The sequence below is a fragment of the Candidatus Babela massiliensis genome (assembly GCF_000513475.1).
Taxonomy (GTDB): Bacteria; Babelota; Babeliae; order Babelales; family Babelaceae; genus Babela; species Babela massiliensis.
In genome coordinates, this window is record NC_023003.1 from 74384 (window position 1) to 100135 (window position 25752).

General features: G+C 26.7%; 25 protein-coding genes. 17 read left to right on the forward strand and 8 right to left on the reverse strand.

The annotated features are described in order from the left end of the window. Positions 1-130: 130 nt before the first annotated feature. The 10 genes from BABL1_RS05090 to BABL1_RS00405 all read left to right on the forward strand — a co-directional run bounded on the left by BABL1_RS05090 (position 131) and on the right by BABL1_RS00405 (position 10606). On the forward strand, positions 131-1102 hold the full coding sequence (locus BABL1_RS05090; RefSeq protein ID WP_023791004.1) for an ankyrin repeat domain-containing protein: 972 nt from the start codon (positions 131-133) through the stop codon (positions 1100-1102). Beyond that, on the forward strand, positions 1095-2114 hold the full coding sequence (locus BABL1_RS05095) for an ankyrin repeat domain-containing protein (RefSeq protein ID WP_023791006.1): 1020 nt from the start codon (positions 1095-1097) through the stop codon (positions 2112-2114). Before BABL1_RS05090 ends, BABL1_RS05095 begins: the two co-directional genes overlap by 8 nt. Continuing rightward, positions 2111-3049, forward strand: coding sequence for an ankyrin repeat domain-containing protein (locus tag BABL1_RS00370; protein WP_023791008.1), 939 nt, complete (start codon positions 2111-2113; stop codon positions 3047-3049). The genes BABL1_RS05095 and BABL1_RS00370 overlap by 4 nt, the downstream gene beginning before the upstream one ends. 77 nt (positions 3050-3126) lie before the next feature. Further along, entirely contained in the window at positions 3127-4083 is a 957-nt protein-coding gene (locus BABL1_RS00375; protein WP_023791010.1) for an ankyrin repeat domain-containing protein, read from the forward strand. A gap of 69 nt (positions 4084-4152) precedes the next feature. Beyond that, positions 4153-5004: an ankyrin repeat domain-containing protein gene (locus BABL1_RS00380; RefSeq protein ID WP_023791012.1), complete on the forward strand. Its 852-nt coding sequence runs from the start codon at positions 4153-4155 to the stop codon at positions 5002-5004. Between the two features lie 63 nt (positions 5005-5067). Further along, positions 5068-5955, forward strand: coding sequence for an ankyrin repeat domain-containing protein (locus tag BABL1_RS05100; protein WP_053335896.1), 888 nt, complete (start codon positions 5068-5070; stop codon positions 5953-5955). After that, positions 5955-6890, forward strand: coding sequence for an ankyrin repeat domain-containing protein (locus BABL1_RS05105; RefSeq protein WP_023791016.1), 936 nt, complete (start codon positions 5955-5957; stop codon positions 6888-6890). Before BABL1_RS05100 ends, BABL1_RS05105 begins: the two co-directional genes overlap by 1 nt. A 74-nt stretch (positions 6891-6964) precedes the next feature. Next, on the forward strand, positions 6965-7900 hold the full coding sequence (locus tag BABL1_RS00395) for an ankyrin repeat domain-containing protein (protein WP_023791018.1): 936 nt from the start codon (positions 6965-6967) through the stop codon (positions 7898-7900). A gap of 31 nt (positions 7901-7931) precedes the next feature. Then, positions 7932-9293, forward strand: a complete 1362-nt coding sequence (locus tag BABL1_RS00400) for an ankyrin repeat domain-containing protein (protein ID WP_023791020.1) — start codon at positions 7932-7934, stop codon at positions 9291-9293. A 35-nt stretch (positions 9294-9328) separates the two neighbouring features. Further along, on the forward strand, positions 9329-10606 hold the full coding sequence (locus BABL1_RS00405) for an ankyrin repeat domain-containing protein (RefSeq protein ID WP_023791022.1): 1278 nt from the start codon (positions 9329-9331) through the stop codon (positions 10604-10606). Between the two features lie 2 nt (positions 10607-10608). Here the strand turns inward: BABL1_RS00405 and BABL1_RS00410 are convergent, their stop codons facing one another. The 3 genes from BABL1_RS00410 to BABL1_RS00420 form a co-directional block, all read right to left on the reverse strand. Then, positions 10609-11514, reverse strand: coding sequence for an ankyrin repeat domain-containing protein (locus BABL1_RS00410; RefSeq protein WP_023791024.1), 906 nt, complete (start codon positions 11512-11514; stop codon positions 10609-10611). A gap of 109 nt (positions 11515-11623) precedes the next feature. Next, entirely contained in the window at positions 11624-14326 is a 2703-nt protein-coding gene (locus BABL1_RS00415) for an ankyrin repeat domain-containing protein (RefSeq protein WP_023791026.1), read from the reverse strand. 189 nt (positions 14327-14515) lie between these two features. Next, entirely contained in the window at positions 14516-14899 is a 384-nt protein-coding gene (locus BABL1_RS00420) for an RNA recognition motif domain-containing protein (RefSeq protein WP_197536191.1), read from the reverse strand. A 263-nt stretch (positions 14900-15162) separates the two neighbouring features. Here BABL1_RS00420 and BABL1_RS05540 point away from each other — a divergent pair, with 263 nt between their 5' ends. From BABL1_RS05540 to BABL1_RS00460, 7 genes are all read left to right on the forward strand, one after another. Beyond that, positions 15163-16245 carry an ankyrin repeat domain-containing protein gene (locus tag BABL1_RS05540; RefSeq protein WP_023791030.1) on the forward strand — a complete coding sequence of 361 codons (1083 nt, stop codon included), beginning with the start codon at positions 15163-15165 and terminating at the stop codon, positions 16243-16245. Between the two features lie 79 nt (positions 16246-16324). After that, a complete protein-coding gene (locus tag BABL1_RS00430; protein ID WP_023791032.1) occupies positions 16325-17107 on the forward strand; it encodes an ankyrin repeat domain-containing protein in 783 nt (260 codons plus the stop codon). Between the two features lie 414 nt (positions 17108-17521). Then, complete coding sequence (locus tag BABL1_RS05110) at positions 17522-18457, forward strand: ankyrin repeat domain-containing protein (protein WP_023791034.1); 936 nt, start codon at positions 17522-17524, stop codon at positions 18455-18457. Between the two features lie 1246 nt (positions 18458-19703). After that, complete coding sequence (locus BABL1_RS00440) at positions 19704-20039, forward strand: helix-turn-helix domain-containing transcriptional regulator (protein WP_023791036.1); 336 nt, start codon at positions 19704-19706, stop codon at positions 20037-20039. 350 nt (positions 20040-20389) lie between these two features. After that, complete coding sequence (locus BABL1_RS00450; RefSeq protein WP_023791040.1) at positions 20390-20614, forward strand: hypothetical protein; 225 nt, start codon at positions 20390-20392, stop codon at positions 20612-20614. 271 nt (positions 20615-20885) lie between these two features. Further along, positions 20886-21173 carry a hypothetical protein gene (locus tag BABL1_RS00455; RefSeq protein ID WP_023791042.1) on the forward strand — a complete coding sequence of 96 codons (288 nt, stop codon included), beginning with the start codon at positions 20886-20888 and terminating at the stop codon, positions 21171-21173. 392 nt (positions 21174-21565) lie between these two features. Next, positions 21566-21826, forward strand: a complete 261-nt coding sequence (locus BABL1_RS00460; protein ID WP_023791044.1) for a hypothetical protein — start codon at positions 21566-21568, stop codon at positions 21824-21826. Here BABL1_RS00460 and BABL1_RS00465 read toward each other — a convergent pair. From BABL1_RS00465 to BABL1_RS00485, 5 genes are read right to left on the reverse strand one after another with little or no spacing between them, the layout of a single operon-like run. Then, entirely contained in the window at positions 21812-23158 is a 1347-nt protein-coding gene (locus tag BABL1_RS00465; protein WP_023791046.1) for a hypothetical protein, read from the reverse strand. The genes BABL1_RS00460 and BABL1_RS00465 overlap by 15 nt on opposite strands. Before the next feature lies 1 nt (position 23159). Further along, on the reverse strand, positions 23160-23711 hold the full coding sequence (locus tag BABL1_RS00470; protein WP_023791048.1) for a hypothetical protein: 552 nt from the start codon (positions 23709-23711) through the stop codon (positions 23160-23162). 8 nt (positions 23712-23719) lie between these two features. Further along, positions 23720-23938: a hypothetical protein gene (locus BABL1_RS00475; RefSeq protein ID WP_023791050.1), complete on the reverse strand. Its 219-nt coding sequence runs from the start codon at positions 23936-23938 to the stop codon at positions 23720-23722. A gap of 13 nt (positions 23939-23951) precedes the next feature. Then, on the reverse strand, positions 23952-24491 hold the full coding sequence (locus BABL1_RS00480; RefSeq protein WP_023791052.1) for a hypothetical protein: 540 nt from the start codon (positions 24489-24491) through the stop codon (positions 23952-23954). After that, positions 24491-25420, reverse strand: coding sequence for a hypothetical protein (locus BABL1_RS00485; RefSeq protein WP_023791054.1), 930 nt, complete (start codon positions 25418-25420; stop codon positions 24491-24493). The genes BABL1_RS00480 and BABL1_RS00485 overlap by 1 nt, the downstream gene beginning before the upstream one ends. Positions 25421-25752: the final 332 nt, after the last annotated feature.

The following is a 25752-nucleotide window of genomic DNA, read 5'->3' on the forward strand; positions in this document are numbered from 1 at the left end:
ATTGAAATTCTATATTTTAAATTTATTGCAAAAAATGAATAAAATCTTTATAATTTATTAATAATAGTAAAATTTTATAATATTTGTACTATAATAAAATTAAGTAAATTTTTTATCAGAAAGTGTTATCATGAAAATTAAATTTAAATTATTAGGAACTCTGTTACTAATGAGTGTTTTTAGTAAAATTATGTCTATGGAAATGGAAGAAGATTCTCGTAAGAGAAAAAGAGATCAGGAATCAGAAGAACTCATTAGAAATATAAGATCTCGTATAGAGCTATCTGATTTGCCGCCTGAGGTTAGACTTCATATTTTAAATCAAGGAATATTGAGTATAATTAAACATAATGCTCAACAAGAAAATGGTGTTTTCCATCCATTAAAGGGCGTTAAGGATTTTATAGATCCTATACTTCAATTAAATACAGAGTATAGAAGCCTTAAAGATGATTTATTGAAAAATACTGCCAAAATGGTAAAGCAAGTTTTTGCTCCTGAGTTTAGCAATAATAGTCAAGAAGAACAGGTTAACTTAGATAATGAACTTAAAGCTATTTTAGAAGGCGAATATAATCAAGAAAATGAAATCAGAGCTGCCCAATTATTAATCGCAGGCGCTAATCCTACTTTAATAATTGACTTTGATACATCTGACCCTGAAAGGGTATACTCTCATAGATTACCTATTATAGCTATGATTTCAATGACTGGAAAATTTAGTAATTTAATTCCATTATTAAAAGCAAAAAGAGTAGATTTAGATAAAAAGTATACAGCTCATGGTAATCCTTTAGTAGGAGCAATTGAGAATAAACAATTGCATGTAGCAAAATTGCTTCTTGAAAATGGAGCAAATCCTAATGTTCAAGTTATAGAAGATGAAACACCATTAATGGTAGCAATCCGTAATTTAGATATCGATGCTGTAGAATTATTACTTGGATTAACAGAAATAAACTTAAATTTAAAAAATGAACAAGGCGAAACAGCCCAAGATATTGCCATAGAGGAAAAAGATGAAAATGAGGATGAAGAAGATCAGGAGCTTCTTGATATGATTATTAAATTAATTAAAGAAAAGAAAAATAAAAATGAATAAGACAAGTAGATTTAAGTTTTTATTAAGTATATTGATATTAGTTGATATAACTTTACCATTATTTTCTATGGAAGAAGACTCTCATAAAAGAAAAAGAGAGGAAGAACAACAAGAAGTCATTAGAAATATAAGATCTCGTATAGAGCTATCTGATTTACCTCTTGAAGTTAGACTTCATATTATAAATCAAGGAATATTAAGTATAATTAAACATAATGCTCAACAAGAAAATGGTATTTTTGATCCATTAAAAGAAGTCAAAGAATTTATATCTTCTGTTTCTCTGATTAATCGAGAATATAATAGTTTTAAAAATGAATTCTTAAAAAATGCCAGAAAACTTGCAAAGCAAGTTTTTGCTCCTGAGTTTAGTAATAATAGTCAAGAAGAACAGGTTAACTTAGATAATGAACTTAAAGCTATTTTAGAAGGTGAATATAATCAAGAAAATGAAATCAAAGCTGCTAAATTAATTATTGCTGGTGCTAGCCCGAATGTAATGATTGAAATAAAAACATCAACAGGAATTTATCAAGTTCCTATAATCCTGGCAATTTCATTTATTGGTAAATTTAAAAATTTAATTGATTTATTAGCAAGATATAAGGCTAATTTTAATTATCAACTTAAAAATGGCAATACGGCTTTAATTAATTCTATTATTTTAGGTTATGATGATATATCAAAAATGCTTATAGATAATGGTGCTGATGTTAATATTAAAAATAAAGAAGGTAATACAGCTTTGATGCTTGCAATAATAAGAAATAGATTAGATATTGTTAAAGAACTTATTTTCCATGGTGCTGATGTTAATGCAAGAGGACTAGAAAATAATACGGCTTTGATGCTTGCAATTACTTTTGAACGGATACCTATTATATATACTCTTATTGATCATGGTGCAGAAATAAATGTTGCTAATGATGAAGGATTAACTCCTAGAGAAATTGCAAATCAACTTAAATTAGATTCAATAGTAGAATTAATAGATAGTAAAGTAGAGAAATGAAAAATTATAAATTATTAGTAGTTTTTTTATTAATATGCTCATCTGCATATATCTATTGTGGTAAAGAAAAAGATACTGAAGAGAATATATCAGAAAACTTTCAAAATCAATGTATTTTTTTTGAAGGAAAAGAAAAATTAAATATCGTGTTAAAGAATTTGAAAGATATTATTTTAAACAATACTATATTTAATCCTTTAAACGGTATTAAAGAATATATAGATTCTATTGCTGATCAAGAGATATATAAAAAATCATTAATAGAGACAGCAAAGATTTTTTCTAGAAAGCACTTTATACAGGAAAAAATTAACTCTGATTTAAAAAAAATTTTAGAAAACTATAGTCCTGAAAATGAAATTATAGCGGCTATGTTGATTATAGAAGGAGCAGATCCTAATATATCTGTTAATTTTAAAGTCGGTACTCAAAATTATACATTACCTGTGATAATAATGATTTCGATAACAAATAAATTTAAGAAATTAGTTCCTTTACTTGCTAGTTATGGAGCAGATCTGAATTATAAACTTGAAAATAATGGTAATGCTTTAAAAAACTCTATAATACTTGGTTATGATGATATATCAAAAATGCTTATAGATAATGGAGCTGACCTTAATATTAAGGATAAAGAAGGAAATACTCCCTTGATGGTTGCGGTAATAAGAAACAAAGAAAATATTGTTAAAGAACTTATTTCTCATGGCGCGGATGTTAATGTTAAAGGAGAAAAAGGCTATACTGCTTTGATGTGGGCGGTAAATTTGAAAAGAACAACTATTATTAAAGACATTATTGAAAGCGGAGCTAATGTTTCTATAATTAATGATCAAGGTTTAACTGCCAGAGATATAGCTTTTGAAAAAGGTTATTTAGATATCTATGATATCATTTTTCAAGTGTACTTAGCTAAATTAGTTGATAAAATTTAGTTTAATACTATTTTAAAATTATTATAGTTGATTCTCTTTATAGAATTTTATTATAATTTTTATAGGAGGATAAAAATATGAGACATATAGTACTAGTCAGTTTATCGATTTTAATATTTTTTAAAAGCAATATTAGTTCTAATATAGATGAATTACCAATAGAGTTAAAAAATAAAATTTTATTTATAACATCTAATTCAGCAGATTTGAAAAGTGCTTTACAGAATTATTTTAAAGTTGGATTAATAAATAAAGATTTTCATGGTATAGTTCAAGATCAAACAAATATCGATATTCTTATCTCCACTTATTTTAAGGATAAAAAGATTAGCTCTTCATCAATGCTTAGAGAGTGGATAAAGACTGCTCCTTCTATCAAGAACCAAGATGTAATTAAGAAAATAGTAATTGCTCTAAGAAAAATCAATATAGATATTGATAAGAAAGATGTAAAAGGCAATACACGATTAATTAAAGCTGTTAATCATAAAACTCCAGTACTAGTAAAAGAGCTTTTAGTGGCAGGAGCTAATCCTAATGTACCTGATAAAGACCAATGGACTCCGCTAATTTTTGCAGTGCATAATAAAGATTTGGATTCTACAAAAAGTCTTCTATCTTATAATGCTAAGACAGATATGCAAGATAATTACGGTTACACGGCTTTAATGTGGGCTTCTCAACAAAATCAGCCTCTTATAGTGAAGGAAATCTTAAAGTATAAGGTTGATTTGAATCTAAAAAATAAAAACGGTGATACAGCATTAATAATTGCCTCATGGTTGGGACATAAATCAATTGTAGAACTTTTACTCAATAGTAATGAGGTTGATATAAATTTACAAAATGGGTTAGGCAATACAGCCTTAATGTTAGCAATAGAGAATAATCATAAAGATATAGTAAGACTTTTACTGAAAAATCATGCTAATATAAGTATTCATAATAAAAAATTTGAAACTGCTTTTGATATTGCCCAAAGAAAAGGATATAAAGATTTTCAAAACTTGTTATTGAAAATTAAAAAACAATAGAAAGTTCATTATAAATCTGGTATATTTCTGGAAAATATTATTATAAATTATCAGATACCAGGATGTATAATGAAGAAAGTCATTTTTCTGTTGATTTTATCTATTTTAACAACAAATTTAATTTCTATGGATAGATGCTTAATCAACGACTACTTAGAAGAAAAACAAGAAGATGATTTTATTGCTATTTGTGTTGGAGATACAGACGAAACATTGTCCAAAAATCAAGAAATACCTGACTTTAAAGAAGAGGATTTTGTTAACGTTTCTGTTTCTGATCAAGAGCAAGATTTAGACAGCGATTGGATATTATGCAAAAATAAAGAAATTATCACCTTTCATGAACTACCTGATAAGATTATATTAACCGTATTATATAATCTTTACTCAAAAGATTTAAGAAACATAATCCTAGGATTAAAAAATTTAAAGCAAGTTAATAAGTTATTATATAATTTGATTAATAATAATATAGGCGATATTCTTTTAAATAATATTAATAATCTTCTAAAATCTAGTTTGACTTTGAATTATAATATACTAGTAGATTGGTCTTGCTTAATGCCTAAAATAAAAAATTTAAATTTAGTTATATTAATTACTAATTTGTTAAAATTATTAGATATAAAAAATAATGTCTATAAGCGTACATTATTGATATATGCAATTATAGGTCAGCAAGAAGAAAGTGTGATAAATACGATTATTGATATCTTGGGTGAATCAGAAATTAATGAACCGGATGCTCATAAACAAACTCCTCTTATGTATGCTTGTCGGTTAGGTTTGGTAAATATAGTAAAAATACTTTTAGAAGAGAATGCGGATATTAATGCTGTTGATAATAAAAAGCAAACTGCTTTGATGATTGCGCAGAAACAAGGTCATAAAAACATTGAAAAGCTCTTTTTAAATAATTAATTTATTGCTAAAGTCATGAGATACCTCTTTTTTATTATTCTTTTTAGTATCAATTTATTATCAATGAATAAGATAGTAGTTTATGAAGATTATACTCCTGTGAGAAAGGCTAAGAAAGCGATTCAACAACCTAATCATAAAGCTTTTAGTTTTACTTCATTTACTTCAGATATTGCAACTTTAAAAAGTATTATCAATTTTAATAAATTAAAACTTTATAAGAAGATACCAATTAAACTATCTCATGGAGATAGAGTCGCTTTTAAAGAAAATCCTAATTTTAATAATTTACCAAGCTCAATTAAATTGTTAATTTTTTCTCTTATAGAGATTAAAAGCTTTACAGAAATGTTAAAACAAATTTCATGTTTATTTAGAACAAATTTTGAACTAATGAACATTATAAATGGCAATTACTATTATATCATTAATGTTATGGTGAAAAATTATGTTCAAAATCTAAATTGTAAAGAAAAGAACAATATACTTGGTCAATGGATAAATTTAATGCCTAAATTGGAAAGTAGAAAAAAAATATTAAACTCTATTCAATATGCTTTAAAATTAAATGGTATTGATGTAAATAAAGATATTGATTTATTAATTGCTATTAAAAAAGCAACTGTTGAAAAAACTTTAAAATCTTATAATACGGTTAAGCTTTTATTAGATAAAAATGCCAACGTTAATGCTCAAGATAGTATTGGAAATACATGTTTAATTTGGGCAACTTATTGTCAAAATAGTATGTTAGTAAAATTGTTGCTTGATTATCAAGCAGATCCTAACATAAAAAATAAAGCAAGAGATAGTGCTTTAATAATTGCTTTAAAGCAAGGTAATTCCGATATAGTAAAGTTGCTTCTTAATAATAATGCAGATATCACAATTAGAGATGCTAATGGCACTTCTGCTATAGAACTTGCCAAAAATATACTTTTAAACGAATAATGAAGCTGAATAAAAAAAAATTTATAATAACTGCTATAATTTTTTTTAATTTCTATAATTGTTATGGTCAACATAATGTCTTTTCTTTATTGCCAGCAGAATTGAAAGTAAGAATTTTGTGTTGTAACATAAAAAACATAATAAAAAGTAACAACAAATTTAGTCCACTTAATAAAGTAAATATCTTTTTAAATATAATAGCTCAGGTCGATAAAGATTTAAATTCAATAGTACAATATATAAGAAGTCAAGATATAGTTAAAAAAATTGTATCTAAAGTATGGGCAAAAAAAGAAAGAACTTTAGATAAATCTGAACTTAATAGTAGATTAAAATGTATTTTAGAAGATAAGTATAATCAGGAAAAAGAAGAAACAGCAGCACAATTAATAATAGCAGGAGCAGATCCTAATTTAATGATTGATCAAGACTGTTATATATCAATATTGATATTTATTGCTATAAAAGGATCATTTAAAAATTTAATTAACTTATTAATAGATTATGGAGCAGATATTAATGTTGTAGATTCTAAAGGAATGAATGCTTTAATGATATCCGCTTTTTATAATTATGAAGATATAGTTGAAGTATTACTAGAGACTAAAATAGATATTAATGCTCAAGAACCTTATTATCAAAAAACTGCTCTAATGCTTGCTGTGCAGCAAAATAACGAAAATATAGTAAATTTATTAATTAAAAAAAGAGCTAATACTAATATTCAAAATAAATATGGTAATACAGCTTTAATAGAAGCTGTTTATAGTAATAATATAAATTTAATATCATTACTTTTAGCAAATGGAGCAAGTTTTGAAATTAAAAATTGTTGCGGGAAGACTGCTTATGATATTGCTTTTGAAAGAAATCAACTGGAAACAGTAGAACTTATGCGTCAAACTTGTAAATTAACTCTGTGTTTAATTTTTTAAAATGATAATTATTTAAAAATCTGATAGTTTTATCTTATAATATAAACAAATCGTTTTTTATTAAGGGGATAAAAATGAAGACTAATTTTATTTTTTTAAATATCTTGATCTTTACTTTACACCTAAATCTTTTCTCAATGAAGTCTCTATCTACTATAAAGTGTCCTTTATTAGAAAATTTTTTAGAAAGTGGAGTTAGAGAAATTATCAGATGTAATTCAATTTTAAACCCTTTGAGAAATATAGATATATTTTGGCATCGCACTTTATCAAGTAATCCAGATATTAAAGGTTTAGAGTACTATTTAACCATATTGACTTTAAAATTAACACGAGATTACTTTTGTCCTGAATTAAAAAGGCTATCTGAGAAGCAGTTAGATCAAAAATTAGAAAACTTCTTAGTTAAAATTCTAAAAAATCCAAAAAAATATAAAAGTGATTATGATACAGATATTGCTAAATTAATAATAGCAGGAGCAAATCCTAATTTAGTTGTAAATATAAATTGTGAAAAATTTCAATTTAAAGGTACTTTATTAATGCTGATTGCTCAAGGTAAGATATCAAAAAATTTAATTAATTTGTTAATAAGTTATGGAGTAGATATTGATTTTCAAGATGATCAGGGTAAAACTGCTTTAATGTTAGCTATTGAATATAGAAATTATGATATGGCTAGAATATTAATAAAGGGCGGTGCTAGCGTTAATAGTCAAGATGATGCTGGAAATTCTGCTTTAAGTTATATGGCCATGTTTAGTAGAAAAAAATTACTAAAGCTTTTGATAAATAATGGAGCAAATGTAAATATAATTAATAAAAACCAAAGAACTCCCTTGATGCTTTCAGTTATGAATAATAAAAAGAACAAGGGAATAATAAGAAAACTTGTCAAATATGGAGCAAATATTAACTTCGCTGATCAGTCTGGAGAATCTCCTTTAACCTATGCAGAAAAGTTAGGAAATACAAAAATTAAAGATTTATTGTTAAATCAAAATATCTAAATATTAATAGACAGTTAAAGGGTCCATTAAAATGAAAAATAAGTCCATAACTTTAATTATATTAATCTTAAATTTTTATATACAAATTTTTGCACAACTTGTTCAAGAAAGCATTAGTCAAGAACAATTAAATTTAGAGAGTGAAGGTGATAATACATACTGTGCTTCAGTAAAAAAAAATAACTGGAAAGAAAAAGAAGAAAAACTTATAACAACTGTAAAAAATAATAGTCTATTTAATCCATTAAGAAATTTTGCGCAAATTTTAAATTTAAGTTCAAATAATAAAATAAATAATCAATTGATAAGTTTAGTAGAAAAAGTAGCAAAAGAATATTTTGCTTATGAATTTAAAGATTTATCTTTAGAGGAGCTTGATCAAAGGCTTGAACAAACTTTGAGATATATCTTAAATAATAAATATGATTATTGTTTAGAGCATGATAAAATTTTAGCCAAATTAATAATATCAGGTGCAGCACCTAATATTTTAATTAATTTTAAGCTTTATGATAAAGAAACAAATAATGAAATTATTGTATGCAAAAGAAACTTATTAATGATAATAGCTGAATCAAGATTATTTATTAATTTGATGCCTTTGCTTATAGAATATGGTATAAATGTTAATTGTAAAGATAATCTTAAGAGAAATGCTTTAATGTTAGCTATAATAAATAATAATAGTGATATAGCTGAATTTATTATACTAAATACTGGTATAGATATAAATGCATCAGATAAGTTAGATCGTACTGCACTGATGTATGCAGCTTGCAATGGTAATATAAAAATATTAAAACTTCTTATAAAAAAATGGGCAAAAATTAATAACGTTGATTGTAAAAATAAATCTGCCTTGATGAGTGCCATCTCTAAAAATAATAAAAGATGTGTCAATGCTCTTCTTGAATCAGGAGCTGATATCCATGAAAAAAATATATTTGGTGAGTCATCTATAATTATTGCTTGTCGTAAAAATAATTTGGAAATAGTTGATATTCTTCTTAAATATGAACCCAACATAGATGATCAAGATAATGAAGGTAATACTGCCTTAATGTACGCTGTTAAATCAGGTAATAAGGGTATTGTAGAATTGCTTGCTAAAAGAGGAGCCAATCTAAAACTTATTAACTTGGAAGATGATTCTGCTTTAACAATAGCAATTAAAGAAGGACAAGAAGAAATAGTAGAGCTTCTAATAAACCTAGAAAAATCTGAATTATCTTTTTGCTTAATTTTAGCTTCCTATTTAAATAATTTAAATGTAGCTAAAAAACTTATCCAAGAAGGTGCTGATAATAATTATAGAGATATATCAGGAAACAGAGCCTTAGATTATGCTCTTAAAAATAACAATAGAGAATTAGTAAAGATGCTTTTAAAATAAAAAATTATTAATAATATTTAATCAAGAGTAATTATATGAACTTAAAAATTAGAAATCTATTTTATTTTACTTTATGTTTGATTAATATAATTAATACAAATACTATATTGAGTATGGCTAATTTTAAAAGGATAGCTAGGATTTTTAAAAAAAATACTACTCAAAGGGTTTCCTTTGATAATACTTTATTAGGCATATTACCGGATGAACTTATTCTATTAATTTTTCAAAAGGGATTGATTTCAGTTCTGAATTCCTGTTCAACAAATATTTCACAAAAAGAAATTCTTGTTGAGGTAAATCAATATATTTTACTATGGCGATTATTTGATAAGAATTTTTCTAATTATAAAGAAGATGTCATTAAAATGGCAAATAAATATATAAAAGATTTTATACTCAAAAATAAATTGCTAGAAATTCTTGAAAGTGATATTGAAAAAGATTTTAAGGATAAAGAAGAAGAAATTATTGAATTAATAAAAAAAGGAGCATGTGTAAATCAAAGAGATAAATATGGCAATACTCCATTAATAGTTTTGGCAATGAGGGGAAGTGAAAAATCTGTGAAATATCTTATAGAAAATAAAGCTGATATTAACGATAAAGACATTCTGGGCCAAACAGTTCTAATGTGGTCAATATCAAGAAATTTTCAAGAGGTTGTAAGTTTACTCATTTCTTATAATGTTGATATTAATACTCAAGATATTGATGGCAATACTCCTTTAATGGTTGCTACTTACTCTGGTTATATGGATATAATTAAGTTACTTTTTAAAAACAAAGTAAATATTAATCATAAAAATAAACATAAAGAAAGCGCATTAATAATAGCAATATCTGAAAATAAAGAGGACATTGCGCGCATTCTTATTGAACATCAAGATATAGAAATAAATATTCAAGATATTGAAGGTAATACACCATTAATAATGGCTGTCCTAGTTGGCAATATAAATATAGCCAAGCGTCTTCTTGAAATTAATGCTCTAGTAAACTTAAAAAATTTCAAGAACCAAACTGCTTTAACGATTGCCTGTCAAAGAGGGCATGCAAATTTAGTGAATCTATTACTTGAGTATAATGCTGATATTAATGCTCAAGATGAGCAAGGTTATAATGCTCTAATGATTGCTATTATCTTGAAGTTTAATGATATTGCCAAGCAACTGATATTATCAAGAGCAAATTTGTCTCTTGAAGATAATGATGGTAATACTGCAAGAGATTTGGCCTCTATTTATGAAAATAATGAGATAGTAGAATTAATAGATGCAAGAATAAAATCTTGTTTTTGTCTACTTTATTGAATTTAAGAAGAGGTATTTATCCTCTTCTTATTTAGTTCTTCTGTTTTTGAGTCTATCAATTTTACTATTTGCTCATTGCCTAATCTTCTAGCAATATCTCGCGCTGTATGATTTTTTTTATTTTTGATGGTAATCTTTGCCCCTTTATCAAGAAGAAGTTTTACAATATCACTATTTGAATCATTTTCAGCAGCCCACATTAGAGCCGTTCTTTTGCTTCTACTTTGCGCATTAATATTTGCCTTATAATTCAACAATTTATTAACCAGATCTTCTTTGCCTTGATAGGCAGCCATCATCAGTGAAGTAATTCCATACTTATTTGTTATATTTGGATTAGCTCCATAAAGCATTAATAAATCTAATAGATTCTTAAATTCTCCAGATTTGGTAATCATAATTAATATTGGAAGATTCTCAATATACTTTTTGCTAAAAGGACCGCTATAATGAACTGTCATATTGGGATTGGCTCCCAATATTATTAATTTTGCTGCCTTAATCTCATTTTGGTGAGTATAATGACCCTCTAAAATATTTTTAAGTAACTGATTAAGTTGCTCTTTAGTTAACTTTTTTTCCGGCCAATGTAAAGAAGAAGCTTTTAATAGCTCTTTTGCTATTAATTTTGCTTTTGAAATTAGATTAGATTTAGATAAATAAAGTTCTTTGTTTGTTAATAATAATGAATTTATATATTCATCTATTGATTTTAAAGGATGTAAGAAATCATTATTGATAATATTTTTTCTAATAATATTTTTCATATTTTCTTTTATAGTGTCAATATTTATAATATTATTAGCTGACTTTGATAAATTAGTTTTTACATCTTTATTTATGCTTAATATATTTTGAGATAAATTCATTAAAATGAGATAACTAAGTAATTTTAATTTATTTTTCATAATTATGCCCTCAATTTAAATTTAAATTATATTTAAGCATAATATTTCTTTATTAAAAATAGCTAGTTATAACTAGCTATTTTTAATATTTTATAAAGTTATTCTAAGGCTATTTTTTAAAATAGTTCCATTGATTATCTATTATTAAATCTAAAGCAGATTTTCCCAATTTGTTTTTTAGATTAATTGCTGCTTGATGATCCATTAAAATGTATGCAATTTCTTTATGTTTATGTGTAATTGCCCAAATTAAAGCTGTATTTCCTGTAATATCTTGTGCATTTATATCTAAATCTTCAAACTTCAAAAGTAATTCTACTAAAGGCTTATAGCCTAAAGCAGCTGCAATAATAAGAGGGGTCATATTATTTTCATATTTAATATTATAATTAGCACCACATCTTATTAAATATTCTACAATAGTTTCATTTAAATTTTTTACTGCTATATTTAATGCCATATTTATAATTTGAGTATAATTTTGATGTCCTTTTAAGCTTTCTATTAATATTTTAAGTGCATCAATACAATTATGTTTTATAGATAAAGGAATGGCATAAGTTAAATTTCTTTTATCATAGCTAAGTTCATGTAAAAATTTCATTGAGTTAATCTTATTATTTTGAATAGCAGTAAGGTAAGGAGTTTGATTGTTATTGTTTTTTATTTGATAATCAGCATTTTTTTCTAAAAGAATCTTTATAATATCTATATTTCCTTTAAATGCTGCTATATGTAAAGCAGTATTACCATCATTATTTTTATGATTTATACTAACTTCATGTCTAAGTAAAAGCTTTACAATTTCTATATTTTCGGTATCTACTGCTAAAATAAGTGGAGTATTTCCATTTTGGTCTACACAGTTTATAAGAGCTCCGTGGTTCAATAAAATATCAACAATTTCTGATCTTGAATTTAAAATTGCTCTGATTAAGGGATGCTCAAAATTTACATTAGCTTTATATTCAATGAGTTTATATATAATATCTAATCTATTATAAAATATTGCTAATGCTATTAGATTAGGATTTGCATTAGCCCTTAATAATAGTTCTGCAATTTCGTTGTTATCATGACCTATTGCATAACTTAAAGCATACAGATTGCAAGAACTTAAAATATTAGGATCTGCTTTCGCGTTTAAAAGTAGCTTGACAATGTCTAAATTATTAAGCCTACTAGCAATAATAAGTGCGGTATTTCCTACAGCATTTTGTAAATTTAAATTGATATTTTCCTGTTTAAGCAGAATTTCAATTATATCTATATGATGGTTTGTAACTGCCCACATTAGTACAGTTTCACCAAAAGAATTTTGAGTATTTATATCTACTCCATCTTCGATTAAATTCAAAACTTGCTCTTTATTATTAAATCTCATAGCTTTAATAAATTGAATTTGCTTATCATTTAAGCTTTTATCAGATTCTATAATTAAGTTTATTATATCTTCATTATTGGTTATATACAGACAGTTTTGACCGTTTTTATCATTAATATTTGGGTTAGCTCCATTGTCTAGTAAAATCTTAACAGTTTCAATTTGGTTATTAATAATAGCTATCATTAAAGGAGTATTACCCTCAATATCTTGTTGATTGACATTTGCTTTATATTTTAATAATAAATTAACTAAATTAATGTCTCCTAATTTCGCTGCTAGAAGTAAGGCAGTAACTCCCTCTAACGTACTACATGCATTAGGGTCAACATTTGAAGCCAATAATATCTTTACCGACTCAATATCATGAATATTGTGCAGTAATGGGGTGAAGCCTCTTTTATTTTTACTATTAATGCAATTAGAGTATTTTAACTTTTCTAATAATAATTTTAATATGTCACATTTATTAATTGTTAAATGTAAAATTGTATTGTCCTCATGATCTTTTAGATCGTATTGACATTTAGCTTCTAATAGTATTTTAATTACATTTTTATAGCTTTGTTGGATTGCTAGCATTAAAGCGGTTTTGCCTTTGACATTTTGAATATCAAAATTTGATTTGCAAGTTATTAATTTATTTATTATTTCTTCTTGAACATTTTTTTCAATGCCATGCATTAATGGAGTATTTCCTTTATTACATTGTATATCTATTTCTGCACCATTTTCTAATAAGAAATCTATAATGTTTATTCTTTCATATTCAACTGATATATGTAAAGCAGTTAAGCCTTTTGAATTAGTACTATTTATATCTACACCATTCTTAATAAATTCATTTAATAGTAATATAACATCTTGATCATTGTCTATATAATTTATAACTGCTTGAATAGGATTAAGACTTACCTCGTCCTCAATAGCATGATTAATGCCTACATTAATCAATATTTTCAAAAAATTGATATAATTTTTTGATAAGCATCTAAAGAAAATAGTATTTTCTATAGCTTGATCTGATTCTTTATATTTTAAATTGAGATCTATACCAGAAAGTTTTAAAGCATTGGTAATATCATATATTAATTGAGAATCCTTCATTTGAGGAACTAAATTCTCCCATTCAAGTAATATATTTTTACTATCTTTATATTTTCGTACATATAATTTAATCAAATGATTAATACAATCACTATCTTTTGCTATTAATTTGAATTTTCTATTTATACAAGTCAGATTAAGTAAATTTTTAATGAGATCTTTTAAATTTTGAGCTTCTACTACATAACTGATTATATATTGCTGGAGCTCATTGGATATACTGTTTAATCCTAAGGATTCATCTATATCCATATAATCCATACTATTTAATATAGTAGTTATTCCAAAAATCATTAATATTAGTAATTTTTTTAAATTCATTTTGTCCTTAATTCTTAATTTTCTTTATGAAATCTATTTTATATATTTATAGTTTATATTAAAAGCATTATATGTCAATAATTTCTTTTTGAAAATATTAAACTAGGATTAAGAATATCTTAAATTTTATACAAAAAAAAGACCTAACTTAAAGTTAGGTCTTTTTGAAAAGTTAATAATAACTTTTAATTAAAATCTTCTTCTTGGGCCACTATTGTTGCCGAAGCCATTTCTGTTTCCGCCATCTCTTGAAAATCTAGATGGTCTTGGAGCAGATTCGTCTCTTTCACGAGCTTCATTAACACGCAATTGTTTGCCTTCTATCTTTCTTTCATTCATATTAGAGATAGCTGCTTGGGCTTCTTGAGTATCCGGCATTTCTACAAACGCAAATCCTCTAGGTTCGCCTGAGAGTCTATCTTTTATAATTCTTACAGATTTAACATTACCAAATTCTTCAAATGCAGTTCTTAGCATTTCTTCTGTGACTGTGTGAGCAATATTTGCTACGTAAATATTAACGGCGTTCCTTTTATTGTAGAAAGTTTTACATATAACTTTGCTTTTTTTCAAAAGCTTTTTAATTAACTTATAATCAATAATATTTTGATAACTAAGCTAATCAAATTTAAGTATACTATATATTTTAAATAAATCCAATTAAATTTTTATTAATTTTTAAATTAGAGATGTTTATAAATAGTAGACATTCTTTTTTATGCTTGTATAATTGAAATGCTTATCCAATAATAAGTGTATTTATTGATATAAAAGTGTATTAAATTAGTTCTCATATATACTTAAAATAAAAATTGTCTAAAAATATTTAGGAAATCATGATAAAACCCTTGAAAATTTTATATATAATATTTGTAATGATTTGTTATCTTCCACTTGCTTCAATGAGAACCAAAATTACAAAAGTTAATAGTAAGACAGTTGATCAAACTGTACCTCTATCAGCTCTTCCTAATGAGTTATTACTTGAAGTCTTGAGAAATAAATTAAGAATGATTATCAAAAGTAATAATTGTTTTAATCCGTTAAACAATGTAGAAAGATTCTTTTTTAAAATTTTAAATATTGATAAAAGATTTAGAGATTTGAGAAATGAATTAAAAACAAAAAATGTTGCAAGAAATTTAGCAAAGGAATACTTTGCTCCAAAAATAATCAACGAGAAAATGTCAGTCTCTCTAGAGCAACTGAATGAAGAGCTTAAACATATACTTGAGCGCCCATATAATTATGAGAATGAGCAAGAAGCAGCACGATTAATTATTGCAGGAGCTAATCCTAATTTATTTATTTCATACTATAATAATATTCTCCAAGAAGTAGAGCTTGTACCAATTTTAACTTTTATTAGTAAAACTGGTCAATTTTTAAATTTAATTGACATCTTAATAGATTATGGTGCAGATATTGAATATAAAAATAAAAATGGAAATAATGCTCTGATGTTTGCAGCTTGGTCAAATCATGATCATATAGTAAAACTTTTATTAAAAAGAGGAGCTAATATTAACGCAATAAATAATTATCAATACTCAGCATTACTAGGTCTTTTTTGTTCTATAGATTCAACTAATATGTTAAATATTTTTAAAATGGGTAAAGCAGACTTTGCTTTAAAAGATCCTGAAGGTAACTACAATGTGCTTATGCTTGCTATATTTGATAATTGCAAAAAATCTGTGGAGTTTATTGTTAGTCAGAACTTAGTTGATATTGATGAACAAGATTCTAAAGGGTTTACAGCCTTAATGTATGCTGCTCAATCAGGGTATTATAATATTGTTGAAATGTTAATCCAATACAAAGCCAATGTTAATCTAAAAAATAAAGATGGTTTAACTGCCAAAGATTTAGCATTTAAAGAGGGATATTATAATATAGTTTTATTATTTAGATCATAGAATTGTTATTGACTATTTTATTAATATTATTGTATTTTATGTTATCAATAATCAGTAAACTAGTAGGAGGTTAAACCGAATGATGAATAAAATATTCTATTTAATATTATCTATTTCATTTTTCAATAATATTCTTTCCGGAAAAGATAAAGTTATTCCAAGAAATCATACTATTTCGATTAAATCTAGCTTGCTTAAAATATTAAATAAAGAAGATTTATCAAATCAAGATATTCAAGAAAGCATTAACTTGATTATTTTAGGGGCTGATGTTGATAGTAAAGATAAAAATGGCAATACGCTTTTGATGCTTTCTGCCTATCTGGGAGATTTAGAAGCAGTAAAAAGACTTTATAAAATGCAATCTGATATTAATATACAGAATAATACTGGCCAAACGGCTTTGATTAATGCTGTTATAAGTAATAATATTAATGTAATGCATTTCTTACTCAATAAAAATGCTAAATTAGAATTATCAGATGAGCATGGATATACAGCTTTAATGTATGCAATAGAAACAGAAAATAAAGAGCTTATAAGAATGATATTGGAAAAAGGAGCTGATATTAATTGTGAGAATAAAGACAAAGAAACTCCTGTAATTATAGCTGCTCGAAATGGTAATGAATATGCTGTAGAGCTGCTAATTTCGTTTAACTGTGATATAAATGCTAGAAATAGCGAAGGTCTTACAGCTTTAATATGGGCTGCAGCGTTAGGCAATATAGAAATAGTTAATATGCTTTTAAATGCAGGTGCCGATCATAGTATTAAAGATGTTGAAGGAAATACAGCTTTTAAAATAGCAACTTTAAATGGCCATAAGAATCTCATAGAATTTTTTAAAAAACTTTTTTAATTTGAATTTTATTATATTATATTTTATAAAATTTTATATTAGTTTAAATTAGGGTTAAGTTAAAAGAGCCAAGCTTTAGAGTAAATATAATCCTAATTTAAATAAAAATCTTAAAATTTTATTTATGTTAATTTGAAAAAGTTGCCATATTTATTAAAAAAATCAATAACAATATGTTTATATCTAAGCATACGTTCCACGGAATTTGTATCTCCATTACCTAATGTCACTATTAGTGACAGTTTTTAAAGGTAACTGTTGTAAGCAGTTCCGTTTAATATTAATAGTTACAATTTGTTTTAATATCAATAGTAATTAAAATTTCACTATTGATACACCCCATTGTATTTTATGACTATTAGTGTATAATATTAATATAATCAGTATTTAAATCTAAATTATTAAAGGCAAAAAATGAACAAATTGAAACATTTATATATATTATTATTATTAGTTCTATTTTTTAATAATAATATTATCTCTATGGGACAACCAGATTATATGAAAGTTGAACAAGAGTCTCCATTGTTAAGACTCCCTAATGAACTTATTGTAAATATTATCAATCAAGTTATTTTGCCACAGGTTAAAGAAGCTATTAATAATAGTTGGAATAATATATTTAGTGAGCCTAAATCGATAAAAATTAATCTTCAAGATGATCTCCAAGGTCTTAGATGTACTTCTGTGCATTTGTATGATTTAATTAATGATAATTTCAATTCACCATCTTTAAAAAATTATTTAAATCAATTAGTAAAAGATTTAAAACAAAAACAATTTGATGAATTGTTTGAAGCATTAAAACATCAATCTATTGAACAATATAAAGGCTTACCTAAAGATCAACTTAATGAAGCTTTAATTAAGATATTGAAGAAACCTATAATCTTAGTGCATGAAGAAGATTTAAAAACCGTAGTTAAATTAATACTTGCAGGCGGTACTTATGTTAATGATAAAAATTTTTATGGTTATACAGCTTTAATGAAGTCATCACGTCATGGATATAAAGAGATAGTAAAAATACTAATAAAAGTAGATGCTGATATTAATGTTCAAAATAAATTTGGCAGTACAGCTTTAATGATGGCATCTGAATTTGATTATAAAGAGATAGTAGAATTACTTATTGAATCAAAAGTAGATATCAATATTAAAGATTATGATGGCTATACAGCTTTAATGCTGGCATCTGGAAATGGTCATAAATATATAGTAGAAATGTTAATAAAAGCAGGTGCTAATGTTGATGCTAAAAACAATGATGGCAATACAGCCCTAATGATAGCATCTGAAAAAGGTTATAAAGATATAGTTGAGATATTAAAAGAAGCAGAATCTAAATAAAAATTAAGAAGGCCTAGGAAATAAAAGCTAGGCCTTTAAAAGACATGAATATTAAAGTAAAAAAACAAAATATATCAAATATAATAAAAATATTATATTTAAAAGAATTATGAATATAAGAGCAAGAAGTTAAAGATTAATGAAATAATATTAAAAATTAATAAAAATGTTCTTAAATTTAGAAATAAGAAAGATAATTTTTGTGCGAAATTTTTTATTTTTTATAAAAAAAAGTAAATTTCGTGAAATTGTGTAGTCTTAACCTTGTGATGTCTGTTGTGAGTATTAGCTTATAATTATTATAAAAATAAATTAGAAAAAGAAAATAGATCTGATATTTGAATCAGATCTATTTATTAAAATTATTTCTTATGATTTCCTCAATATTTCAGATCTTTTAACAGCCCGATAAATTAATATACAGGTTATAACAGAATGTAAATAGTAAATACTATAATATATTCCTATATTATAGTATCATGACAAAAATGATCCAATATTAAATATAATGATAAATCCTATTCTTTCCATAGCCTTAAAAATATATCTAAGATTATCAGGCGCCTTATCTAAATATTCTAAATTTATACTGGGTATAAATTTATCTGCATATAAAAAAGTATAAAAATAACAACAAGTAGCTGTTATACTTAATATTGTAGGAAAAATAATGCTTAAATGGAACTCTAATCTACTAACTAGAATTCCACTACCATTATTACCATGAACAAAAGCTCTAGCTATCCACTTGCCATTACTAATTTTCTTGATAGCAATATAATTTTATTATGCTCAATAGATAATTGTAGTTGTTCAAAAGATTTGAACGATTCATAATAATGCAGGAGCTTTAGGATACATTAAATAATCTAAGAAATGATCTTGAGAAAATTATAGACGAAGAAGTAGAAAAAGAAGTAAAAGAATAAAATAGATAAGTAGAACATTTATATAAATCATTGCTTTTTGTCTATTATAATGTACAATATAATATATAAAGATATACACTAAAGACCTTTACAAAATATACAAAGCTCCAGAATTTATTGAATGGATTAAGAATGAGACTTTAAAATCTCAATTACAAATAGATCAAAGAATCTCTAATATAACGACAATGGTTATTTCGGAGATCATAAAGATGTGGGCAACGGTATTTTTGAGTTACGTTGGGTAAATGGCAGAAGAGTGTATTATACTTATATTGCTGAACTAGATATTCTATTACTTATAGGAGGTAATAAAAATGGACAAGACAAAGACATTAAAAAAGCAGAAACCATCGTCAAAAAATATCTTAATTTATAAAGTAAAGCCTGATATAAAGTCTGAACCTTATGAAGTTGGAGAAATAGTTTTACAAGAAGGATTTCTTGGTAAAGCTATAGCTGAATGCCTAATAAATAATGACCCAGAGGGTGTGCTTGAAGTTATTAGCATATTTATCGATCTATTAAATAAATCACAATTAGCTAAAGATGCAGGTATGAATCGCTCAAGTTTATATCGTGCCTTAAAAGGAAATCCTACTATTAAAACAGTAGCTAAAGTACTTCATAGTGCAGTTTCGTCTAATAAATAATCTTAGTTATTTTCTCTCCATTAATAGGTGATAGACTAGATTTATGACAACGTTTGAATCTTGTAATCACAATCATAATTAATATAAATAAAAACATTTAAGGGACAAAATGTTTAAAAATTTTATAATTACTAGCTTAAAAATTTTATTTATTATTACTACGATTAAAGTTGGGGTATTTGCCTTAACTTTAGATACAATTCCAATGTATTACTTTAAAAAAAGTATTATTAATTTTTTACCTAATTTAGTTACTACCTTTTATTATGTAATATATGTAAGTGTATTTATATACATTATTACTTTAATTATAAAAAATAACATTGGTAAGTAATAATAGGATAATAAAAGTGTATAAGAAATATTTTGATTTTATAAATAACAAAGCTTTGCAAAGTTTTATTAATATCTTAGCAGCTTTATCGTTAATAGTTTGGGGATTAATACTTTTAATTGATACTAATAATCCAATAATCTATAAAGCAGATCCTTTATTAGATCAAATAAGATTATTAATTTTTGTATCTAGTGTTACCTGGATAGGTATAAAGATCATTAAGAAAAATTTATTATGATAAATAATATTATAACATATATCAAGATAGCTCTGGCCACTATATTTCATATTTTGTGGCAGCTTGTCAAAGCTATATACTGTCTTCTTTTCCCACCAGTATGGATATTTTTTATACTAAGATGGATTATTAGAGAACTTCGATGTTGTTGTTGTAATAATAATTATAAAGACAACATGTGAAAGATAAAGAAGCACCCTCCTAGGCTTTTGTGCTAGTATATTTTAAGTATTATACTAATTAGTACAATCAAATTCATTTAGGGGGACAAATGAAAAAAAAATATCATGTTTGGGTGGAATATTCTCTAATAGCAATAGCTATTCTTATATTTTTATATAATTATGATAGTAATACAATTAATAAGATATGTAACCATATAGCAAGACATTGGTTCTATTTATTAAGCTTGTGGAGTATTAATGTTACTATTAAAGATTTAGATGACAAACAAGAAAAATTAATTAGTGATAAAGATGATCTTGAATATGCTATAGAAGAATTGGAAAATAGAATTATAGTATTAGAATCTAAATTAAATAATAAACAGAGGGATTAATCCCTCTGTTTATTTTCTTCATAAGTAATTACTTTATCTAAATTTCTTACAGCAGTTTGTGCTTGCTTAACATTACCTGAAAGAGCACTACTTATATAACTTCCATAATATTTTCTAAAAGTAGGTGATTTTATAGCTATTTGTAGAACCCTATTTGCTTCACCTAAAGGTAATGTTGCACCAGCTTAGGTAAGAGGGGTCTAATTTATCGACCCCTTTAAATATTAGATTATTACAGACTCAAATGAATTAATACTTAAAAATTTAACCAACTTTAGACTAGTGACTAAATAATAGTTATAAAGATAAAGAAGTAAACCCCCTAGGCTTTTGTGCTAGCGTATTTTAGGTATTATACTAATTAATATAATCACATTCATTTAGGGGGACAAATGGAAACAGAAAAAAAATATTATGGTTTTATGACTAAAAAACAATATATTATTTTGAGTGTAGTGATATATGCAGCTATAGCTTTATATTTGGGCTCAGAGTTTTTAAATTCACTGAGCCTAGATTCTATACAAATATTACAAACCATAGGATGGTTAATTTTAGCAAAAATAATTAATTTATCTTATTGGATAATTGTATTAGGTATAATTACTTATGTTATAACAACAATTATCAGAAAAAATCTATTTTCTAAGTAAGTCTTTCAGTATATCTTTACCACCTACACCTAAAGCTCCAATGCCTGCTCCCACTGGCCCGCCAGCTAACCATCCAGCACCAGCACCCAGTAATGGAGCTCCAAAATTACCTATCAATTTTCCACTCCCCGCAAGTGCAGCTGTAACCCATGGATCTTGACCAGGAGGAGTAGGTTTTGCTAAATCTTCTCTGAATTTTTCCGAGATTTTGTCTAATTTTTTTTCCATTCTAGCATCAACTTGTTCTATTAAATCTAAGGGAGGGATACCTTTATTAGAATTCATAACATCTTTTAATGCTTCGTTATATGATAAAGCTATATTACTTAATCTTTTTAAATTTGCTATTACTCTTGCGCGACCCTGAGGTGATTGACTTAAATTTGGAATAGTTTGCAGAAATTGTTCTATTTCATAGTTAGAAACTCTACCGCCAAAATAAGTCTTTGCATCTCTTAAAAAGTTTGCTGCTATTTTCTGAAATTCTTGCGATTCTGGGCTTTTTAAATTAGAAATATCCATACCAATATTTGAAAGAAATTCTAAATAACCTGGACTATTTAATTTTCCGCTTTTATCTAATTCTTCCATTCTTCCTAAGTCATGCAATTGTTCTCTTGCTGCTTTAACTCTATCCAAAATCTCTTTACGCTCAGCTTTAGTATCTTTAAAAGCCTCTCTACGCTCTCTAATAGCTTCAGCACGCTCTCTTGTAGATTCTTTTTTTTCAAATTGCTCACGTTGCTGAATCATTTTTTCTATTTTTAATCTTTGATCTGGAGTTATTCTAGGATTTTTCAATACTTCTTGCAAAGATTTCATAGGTTGTACTTGTGGTATATTTTCTAATGGCGCATTTCCTGATGCTTCACTTAAAGGTGTACCTTGTTGAGCAACAGGTTCTCCTCTAATAGCAGATAATACTTGATCTAATCCTGTATTTCCAGCAGATCCAAGATAATTTTTAAGCACAACAGATTGTAAAGATTCAGGAAGTCCTTGTAGCTGTGAAGCATCTTGTGGAGATATTCCTAATGCTTGTAATCCTGACGCCGTATTCTGCATCTGTCGTTGTCCAGCTTGTTCTTGATGCTGCTGCTTTAAAAGTTGATTAAGTGTACTTGCGTCAAGACCGCCTAAAGATTGAGCTTGCTGGGAATTTAAGTGGGGAAATAAAGCCTGTAGACCTTGCTGTCTTTGTTGCATTTGCTGTTGTTGCTGTTTATTGGTAATAAGATTCTGCACCAAGGCTTGTAATCCCTGGCTTAGTCCAGATCCTAATCCAGCTCCTATATTACCTCCTAATGAGGTTTCATTAATAACTTGTGGCATTTTAACTTCCTCCAAATAATTTTAATAGAGCCATTAAACCTCCTCCAGTAGATCCAGTTGCTCCACCTAATAATAATGGCAAAATAGTTCCTAGTCCCTGACTTAATCCACTTCCAGTAGATTCTAAGAATCCAGGTTGTCTAGGAAAATATACATTCTCAAAGGATGGTTGGGTAGCTAGTCCAAGCAAACTACTTAATGTATTTTGATTCATGTTTTGTTGTTGTATTCCATACTGACTTCTCAATCCAGCTAATCCCTGTTCTAGTCCGGAAGCAGCATTGCCTAAAGCTCCTTGAAAAGCAGAGGAATTTTGTCCTCCTCCCATAGCTGTAAATCTTTCTGCAAGACTAGGTACAGTTTGTGTAGTAAACTGATTACGAGCTTGTTGTTCTATAGGCGCAAATCCTTGATCAGCTCCGGTTCTAGGATTCTGCAATAAAGATAATATCTGTTGTATTGATTGATTCTGTAATTGCTGCTGTGGTTGAGTTAAGCGTTGAAATTGTTGTGTTCTAGCGGGAGTTCCGCCCAATATATCTGAAAGTGCCATAATAATCCCTATTCTTTTTCTTTTTTCTTCTTTTTGCTGTCACTGATATTAAGCCCTTTAGCTACTGCGGCTTTTTTACTGGTTATTTTTTCGCCACCGTTCTTATTTTTAGTAAGTTCACCACGAGATAGTTCATCTAATTGCTTTGCAACTTCTCTTCTATCTCTTTCGGTATATCTTTTTTTAGGTTTTGTAGATTTTCTTCTAAATGGTACTTTTCTAGCCATGATTTTCTCCTCATTAACTTTGTATATATTCTAAAATAACATAACAAACATTAAAACTAGATCTATTTGATATAGTAGTAATATTAACGTTAGTATTATCAATGCTTATCTCTATATTAGTGGCTCCAGAAACAGATGCATAAGGTATAGGTATATAATTAAGTCCTGTAGTATCTGACGCAGTAGCATATATCTTTGTAAATGTTGTAGCGCTTGTACAAGTGATACCATGTGCAACAGATATGGTTGTAGTGTTGGGTAAAGCCCCAAAGTTAATAACCTTTCTGTAAACAGGTCTTTGGGTTGGCGTGGTAGAACTTAAAGAATTTAAGTTGGGGTTGGGAAACCATTGTTGACTTGTAATCATCTCAAATTCATTAGTATACTGCGCAGTTTCTTTAACGTTAATAACGTTAGACATAAGATTAAGATTTTGGTACATACGCACTAGTATTTCTTTTAATTCTGGTGATAAATTACTAGCATAAATAATACTAGGATCCCAGATATTCGTAGTAGGTACATAAGCACCAAATTGTGATGATGACGCCATTATTGCAACCTCGAATCTGTAGCTTGTGTATGTAATAAAATACCTTCTAAAATAAATGGAGACCAAGCACTAGCCATATTAGAGATCTGATCATTACTCATATAAATATATATCTGAATGCATTCACCATAAGTCTGAAAATATATAGTGTGCCATAACCTTTCTTGATATTGCTCTAAAGGATAATATCTTGGATTATATGGAGAAGTTTCTAAAATATTATTACCAAGAATAGAATTTGTAGCTATACCTTCACCGATCATAGATATATTAGTTGAAGAAGGAGAGTAATCTACCGTTACTTGACCATCACTTGTTTTTTCTACACCAAAATCTATCTTAGCTAAATAAACATTTCTTGATTGATTAACATATGGATTCCACTGCTTGCTTCTAATTCTTATATTAGATACTCGCGCTAAAGTTCCTCCACCTAAATATGATCCAGATATATCAGGAGCTTTTAAGATAATATTATTAGCATCTGTAACTGCATAAACTTGATATATAGTATTATTTGCTGATAGGCCCACTGCATTTTCTAATGCAACATAATCTGACACATTTAAATTGTGATTAATAACATTTAAATCAACATAACCTACTCCCAAAGTAGCGCTAGGTATTGTCATATTAATAACTGCCATAGATGGAGCATTTCTTGTTATATTGGGATCAAGTGTAACCACAAAACCATTGGGCGTGCCTGCTAATATTACTCTTTGTTGTGCTTCTCTTAAGCCACTTATCCAAGTAAAATTTGCTTCCTGCCAAGTAATATTACTAGTTGCCCATACACTATCAAGTTGCTGCTCAAAATAACCAAAAACAGTAAAACAATCATCATTTATTGCCCAAGAACCATTTTGATAATTATATACAAGAACTTGATTAGGAAAGTTCTGAGTATTTGTAGTACTATTATTCATATAAGACCAATAAACAGTTTCCTGTTGATAATCTCTTATGCCACATGTTCTTGCTTGTTCATCATTTTCTACTTTAAAATCAAATATAATATTAGGTATCTTGCTATCGATACGTTGAACGTTTGAACCATTACAAGCGTGTACACCAGTATTTCCAATAGTTAATATATTAGTATCAAATGGAACTGTAGAGAATGTAGATTGCGATCCCAGCTCTGTATTTAATTTCTGCCAAACGAATGGAAGTACTTCATTTCCAGTATATGCTAATTCCCATGTGGATCGCTCAAAATAGACAATTAATCTATCTTTGATGAATTCAGCACTAATAA

What these genes read in the sequence shown, in the direction of transcription:
- BABL1_RS00455 (WP_023791042.1), top strand. Translation starts at nt 20,886, where the DNA reads ATGAAAAAAAAATATCATGTTTGGGTGGAATATTCTCTAATAGCAATA.
- BABL1_RS00465 (WP_023791046.1), bottom strand. Translation starts at nt 23,158, where the DNA reads ATGCCACAAGTTATTAATGAAACCTCATTAGGAGGTAATATAGGAGCT.
- BABL1_RS00405 (WP_023791022.1), top strand. Translation starts at nt 9,329, where the DNA reads ATGAACTTAAAAATTAGAAATCTATTTTATTTTACTTTATGTTTGATT.
- BABL1_RS00380 (WP_023791012.1), top strand. Translation starts at nt 4,153, where the DNA reads ATGAAGAAAGTCATTTTTCTGTTGATTTTATCTATTTTAACAACAAAT.
- BABL1_RS05105 (WP_023791016.1), top strand. Translation starts at nt 5,955, where the DNA reads ATGAAGCTGAATAAAAAAAAATTTATAATAACTGCTATAATTTTTTTT.
- BABL1_RS00410 (WP_023791024.1), bottom strand. Translation starts at nt 11,514, where the DNA reads ATGAAAAATAAATTAAAATTACTTAGTTATCTCATTTTAATGAATTTA.
- BABL1_RS05095 (WP_023791006.1), top strand. Translation starts at nt 1,095, where the DNA reads ATGAATAAGACAAGTAGATTTAAGTTTTTATTAAGTATATTGATATTA.
- BABL1_RS00400 (WP_023791020.1), top strand. Translation starts at nt 7,932, where the DNA reads ATGAAAAATAAGTCCATAACTTTAATTATATTAATCTTAAATTTTTAT.
- BABL1_RS05100 (WP_053335896.1), top strand. Translation starts at nt 5,068, where the DNA reads ATGAATAAGATAGTAGTTTATGAAGATTATACTCCTGTGAGAAAGGCT.
- BABL1_RS05110 (WP_023791034.1), top strand. Translation starts at nt 17,522, where the DNA reads ATGAACAAATTGAAACATTTATATATATTATTATTATTAGTTCTATTT.
- BABL1_RS00430 (WP_023791032.1), top strand. Translation starts at nt 16,325, where the DNA reads ATGATGAATAAAATATTCTATTTAATATTATCTATTTCATTTTTCAAT.
- BABL1_RS00470 (WP_023791048.1), bottom strand. Translation starts at nt 23,711, where the DNA reads ATGGCACTTTCAGATATATTGGGCGGAACTCCCGCTAGAACACAACAA.
- BABL1_RS00415 (WP_023791026.1), bottom strand. Translation starts at nt 14,326, where the DNA reads ATGAATTTAAAAAAATTACTAATATTAATGATTTTTGGAATAACTACT.
- BABL1_RS00370 (WP_023791008.1), top strand. Translation starts at nt 2,111, where the DNA reads ATGAAAAATTATAAATTATTAGTAGTTTTTTTATTAATATGCTCATCT.
- BABL1_RS00375 (WP_023791010.1), top strand. Translation starts at nt 3,127, where the DNA reads ATGAGACATATAGTACTAGTCAGTTTATCGATTTTAATATTTTTTAAA.
- BABL1_RS00440 (WP_023791036.1), top strand. Translation starts at nt 19,704, where the DNA reads ATGGACAAGACAAAGACATTAAAAAAGCAGAAACCATCGTCAAAAAAT.
- BABL1_RS00460 (WP_023791044.1), top strand. Translation starts at nt 21,566, where the DNA reads ATGGAAACAGAAAAAAAATATTATGGTTTTATGACTAAAAAACAATAT.
- BABL1_RS05540 (WP_023791030.1), top strand. Translation starts at nt 15,163, where the DNA reads ATGATAAAACCCTTGAAAATTTTATATATAATATTTGTAATGATTTGT.
- BABL1_RS00395 (WP_023791018.1), top strand. Translation starts at nt 6,965, where the DNA reads ATGAAGACTAATTTTATTTTTTTAAATATCTTGATCTTTACTTTACAC.
- BABL1_RS05090 (WP_023791004.1), top strand. Translation starts at nt 131, where the DNA reads ATGAAAATTAAATTTAAATTATTAGGAACTCTGTTACTAATGAGTGTT.
- BABL1_RS00475 (WP_023791050.1), bottom strand. Translation starts at nt 23,938, where the DNA reads ATGGCTAGAAAAGTACCATTTAGAAGAAAATCTACAAAACCTAAAAAA.
- BABL1_RS00485 (WP_023791054.1), bottom strand. Translation starts at nt 25,420, where the DNA reads ATGAATAATAGTACTACAAATACTCAGAACTTTCCTAATCAAGTTCTT.
- BABL1_RS00480 (WP_023791052.1), bottom strand. Translation starts at nt 24,491, where the DNA reads ATGGCGTCATCATCACAATTTGGTGCTTATGTACCTACTACGAATATC.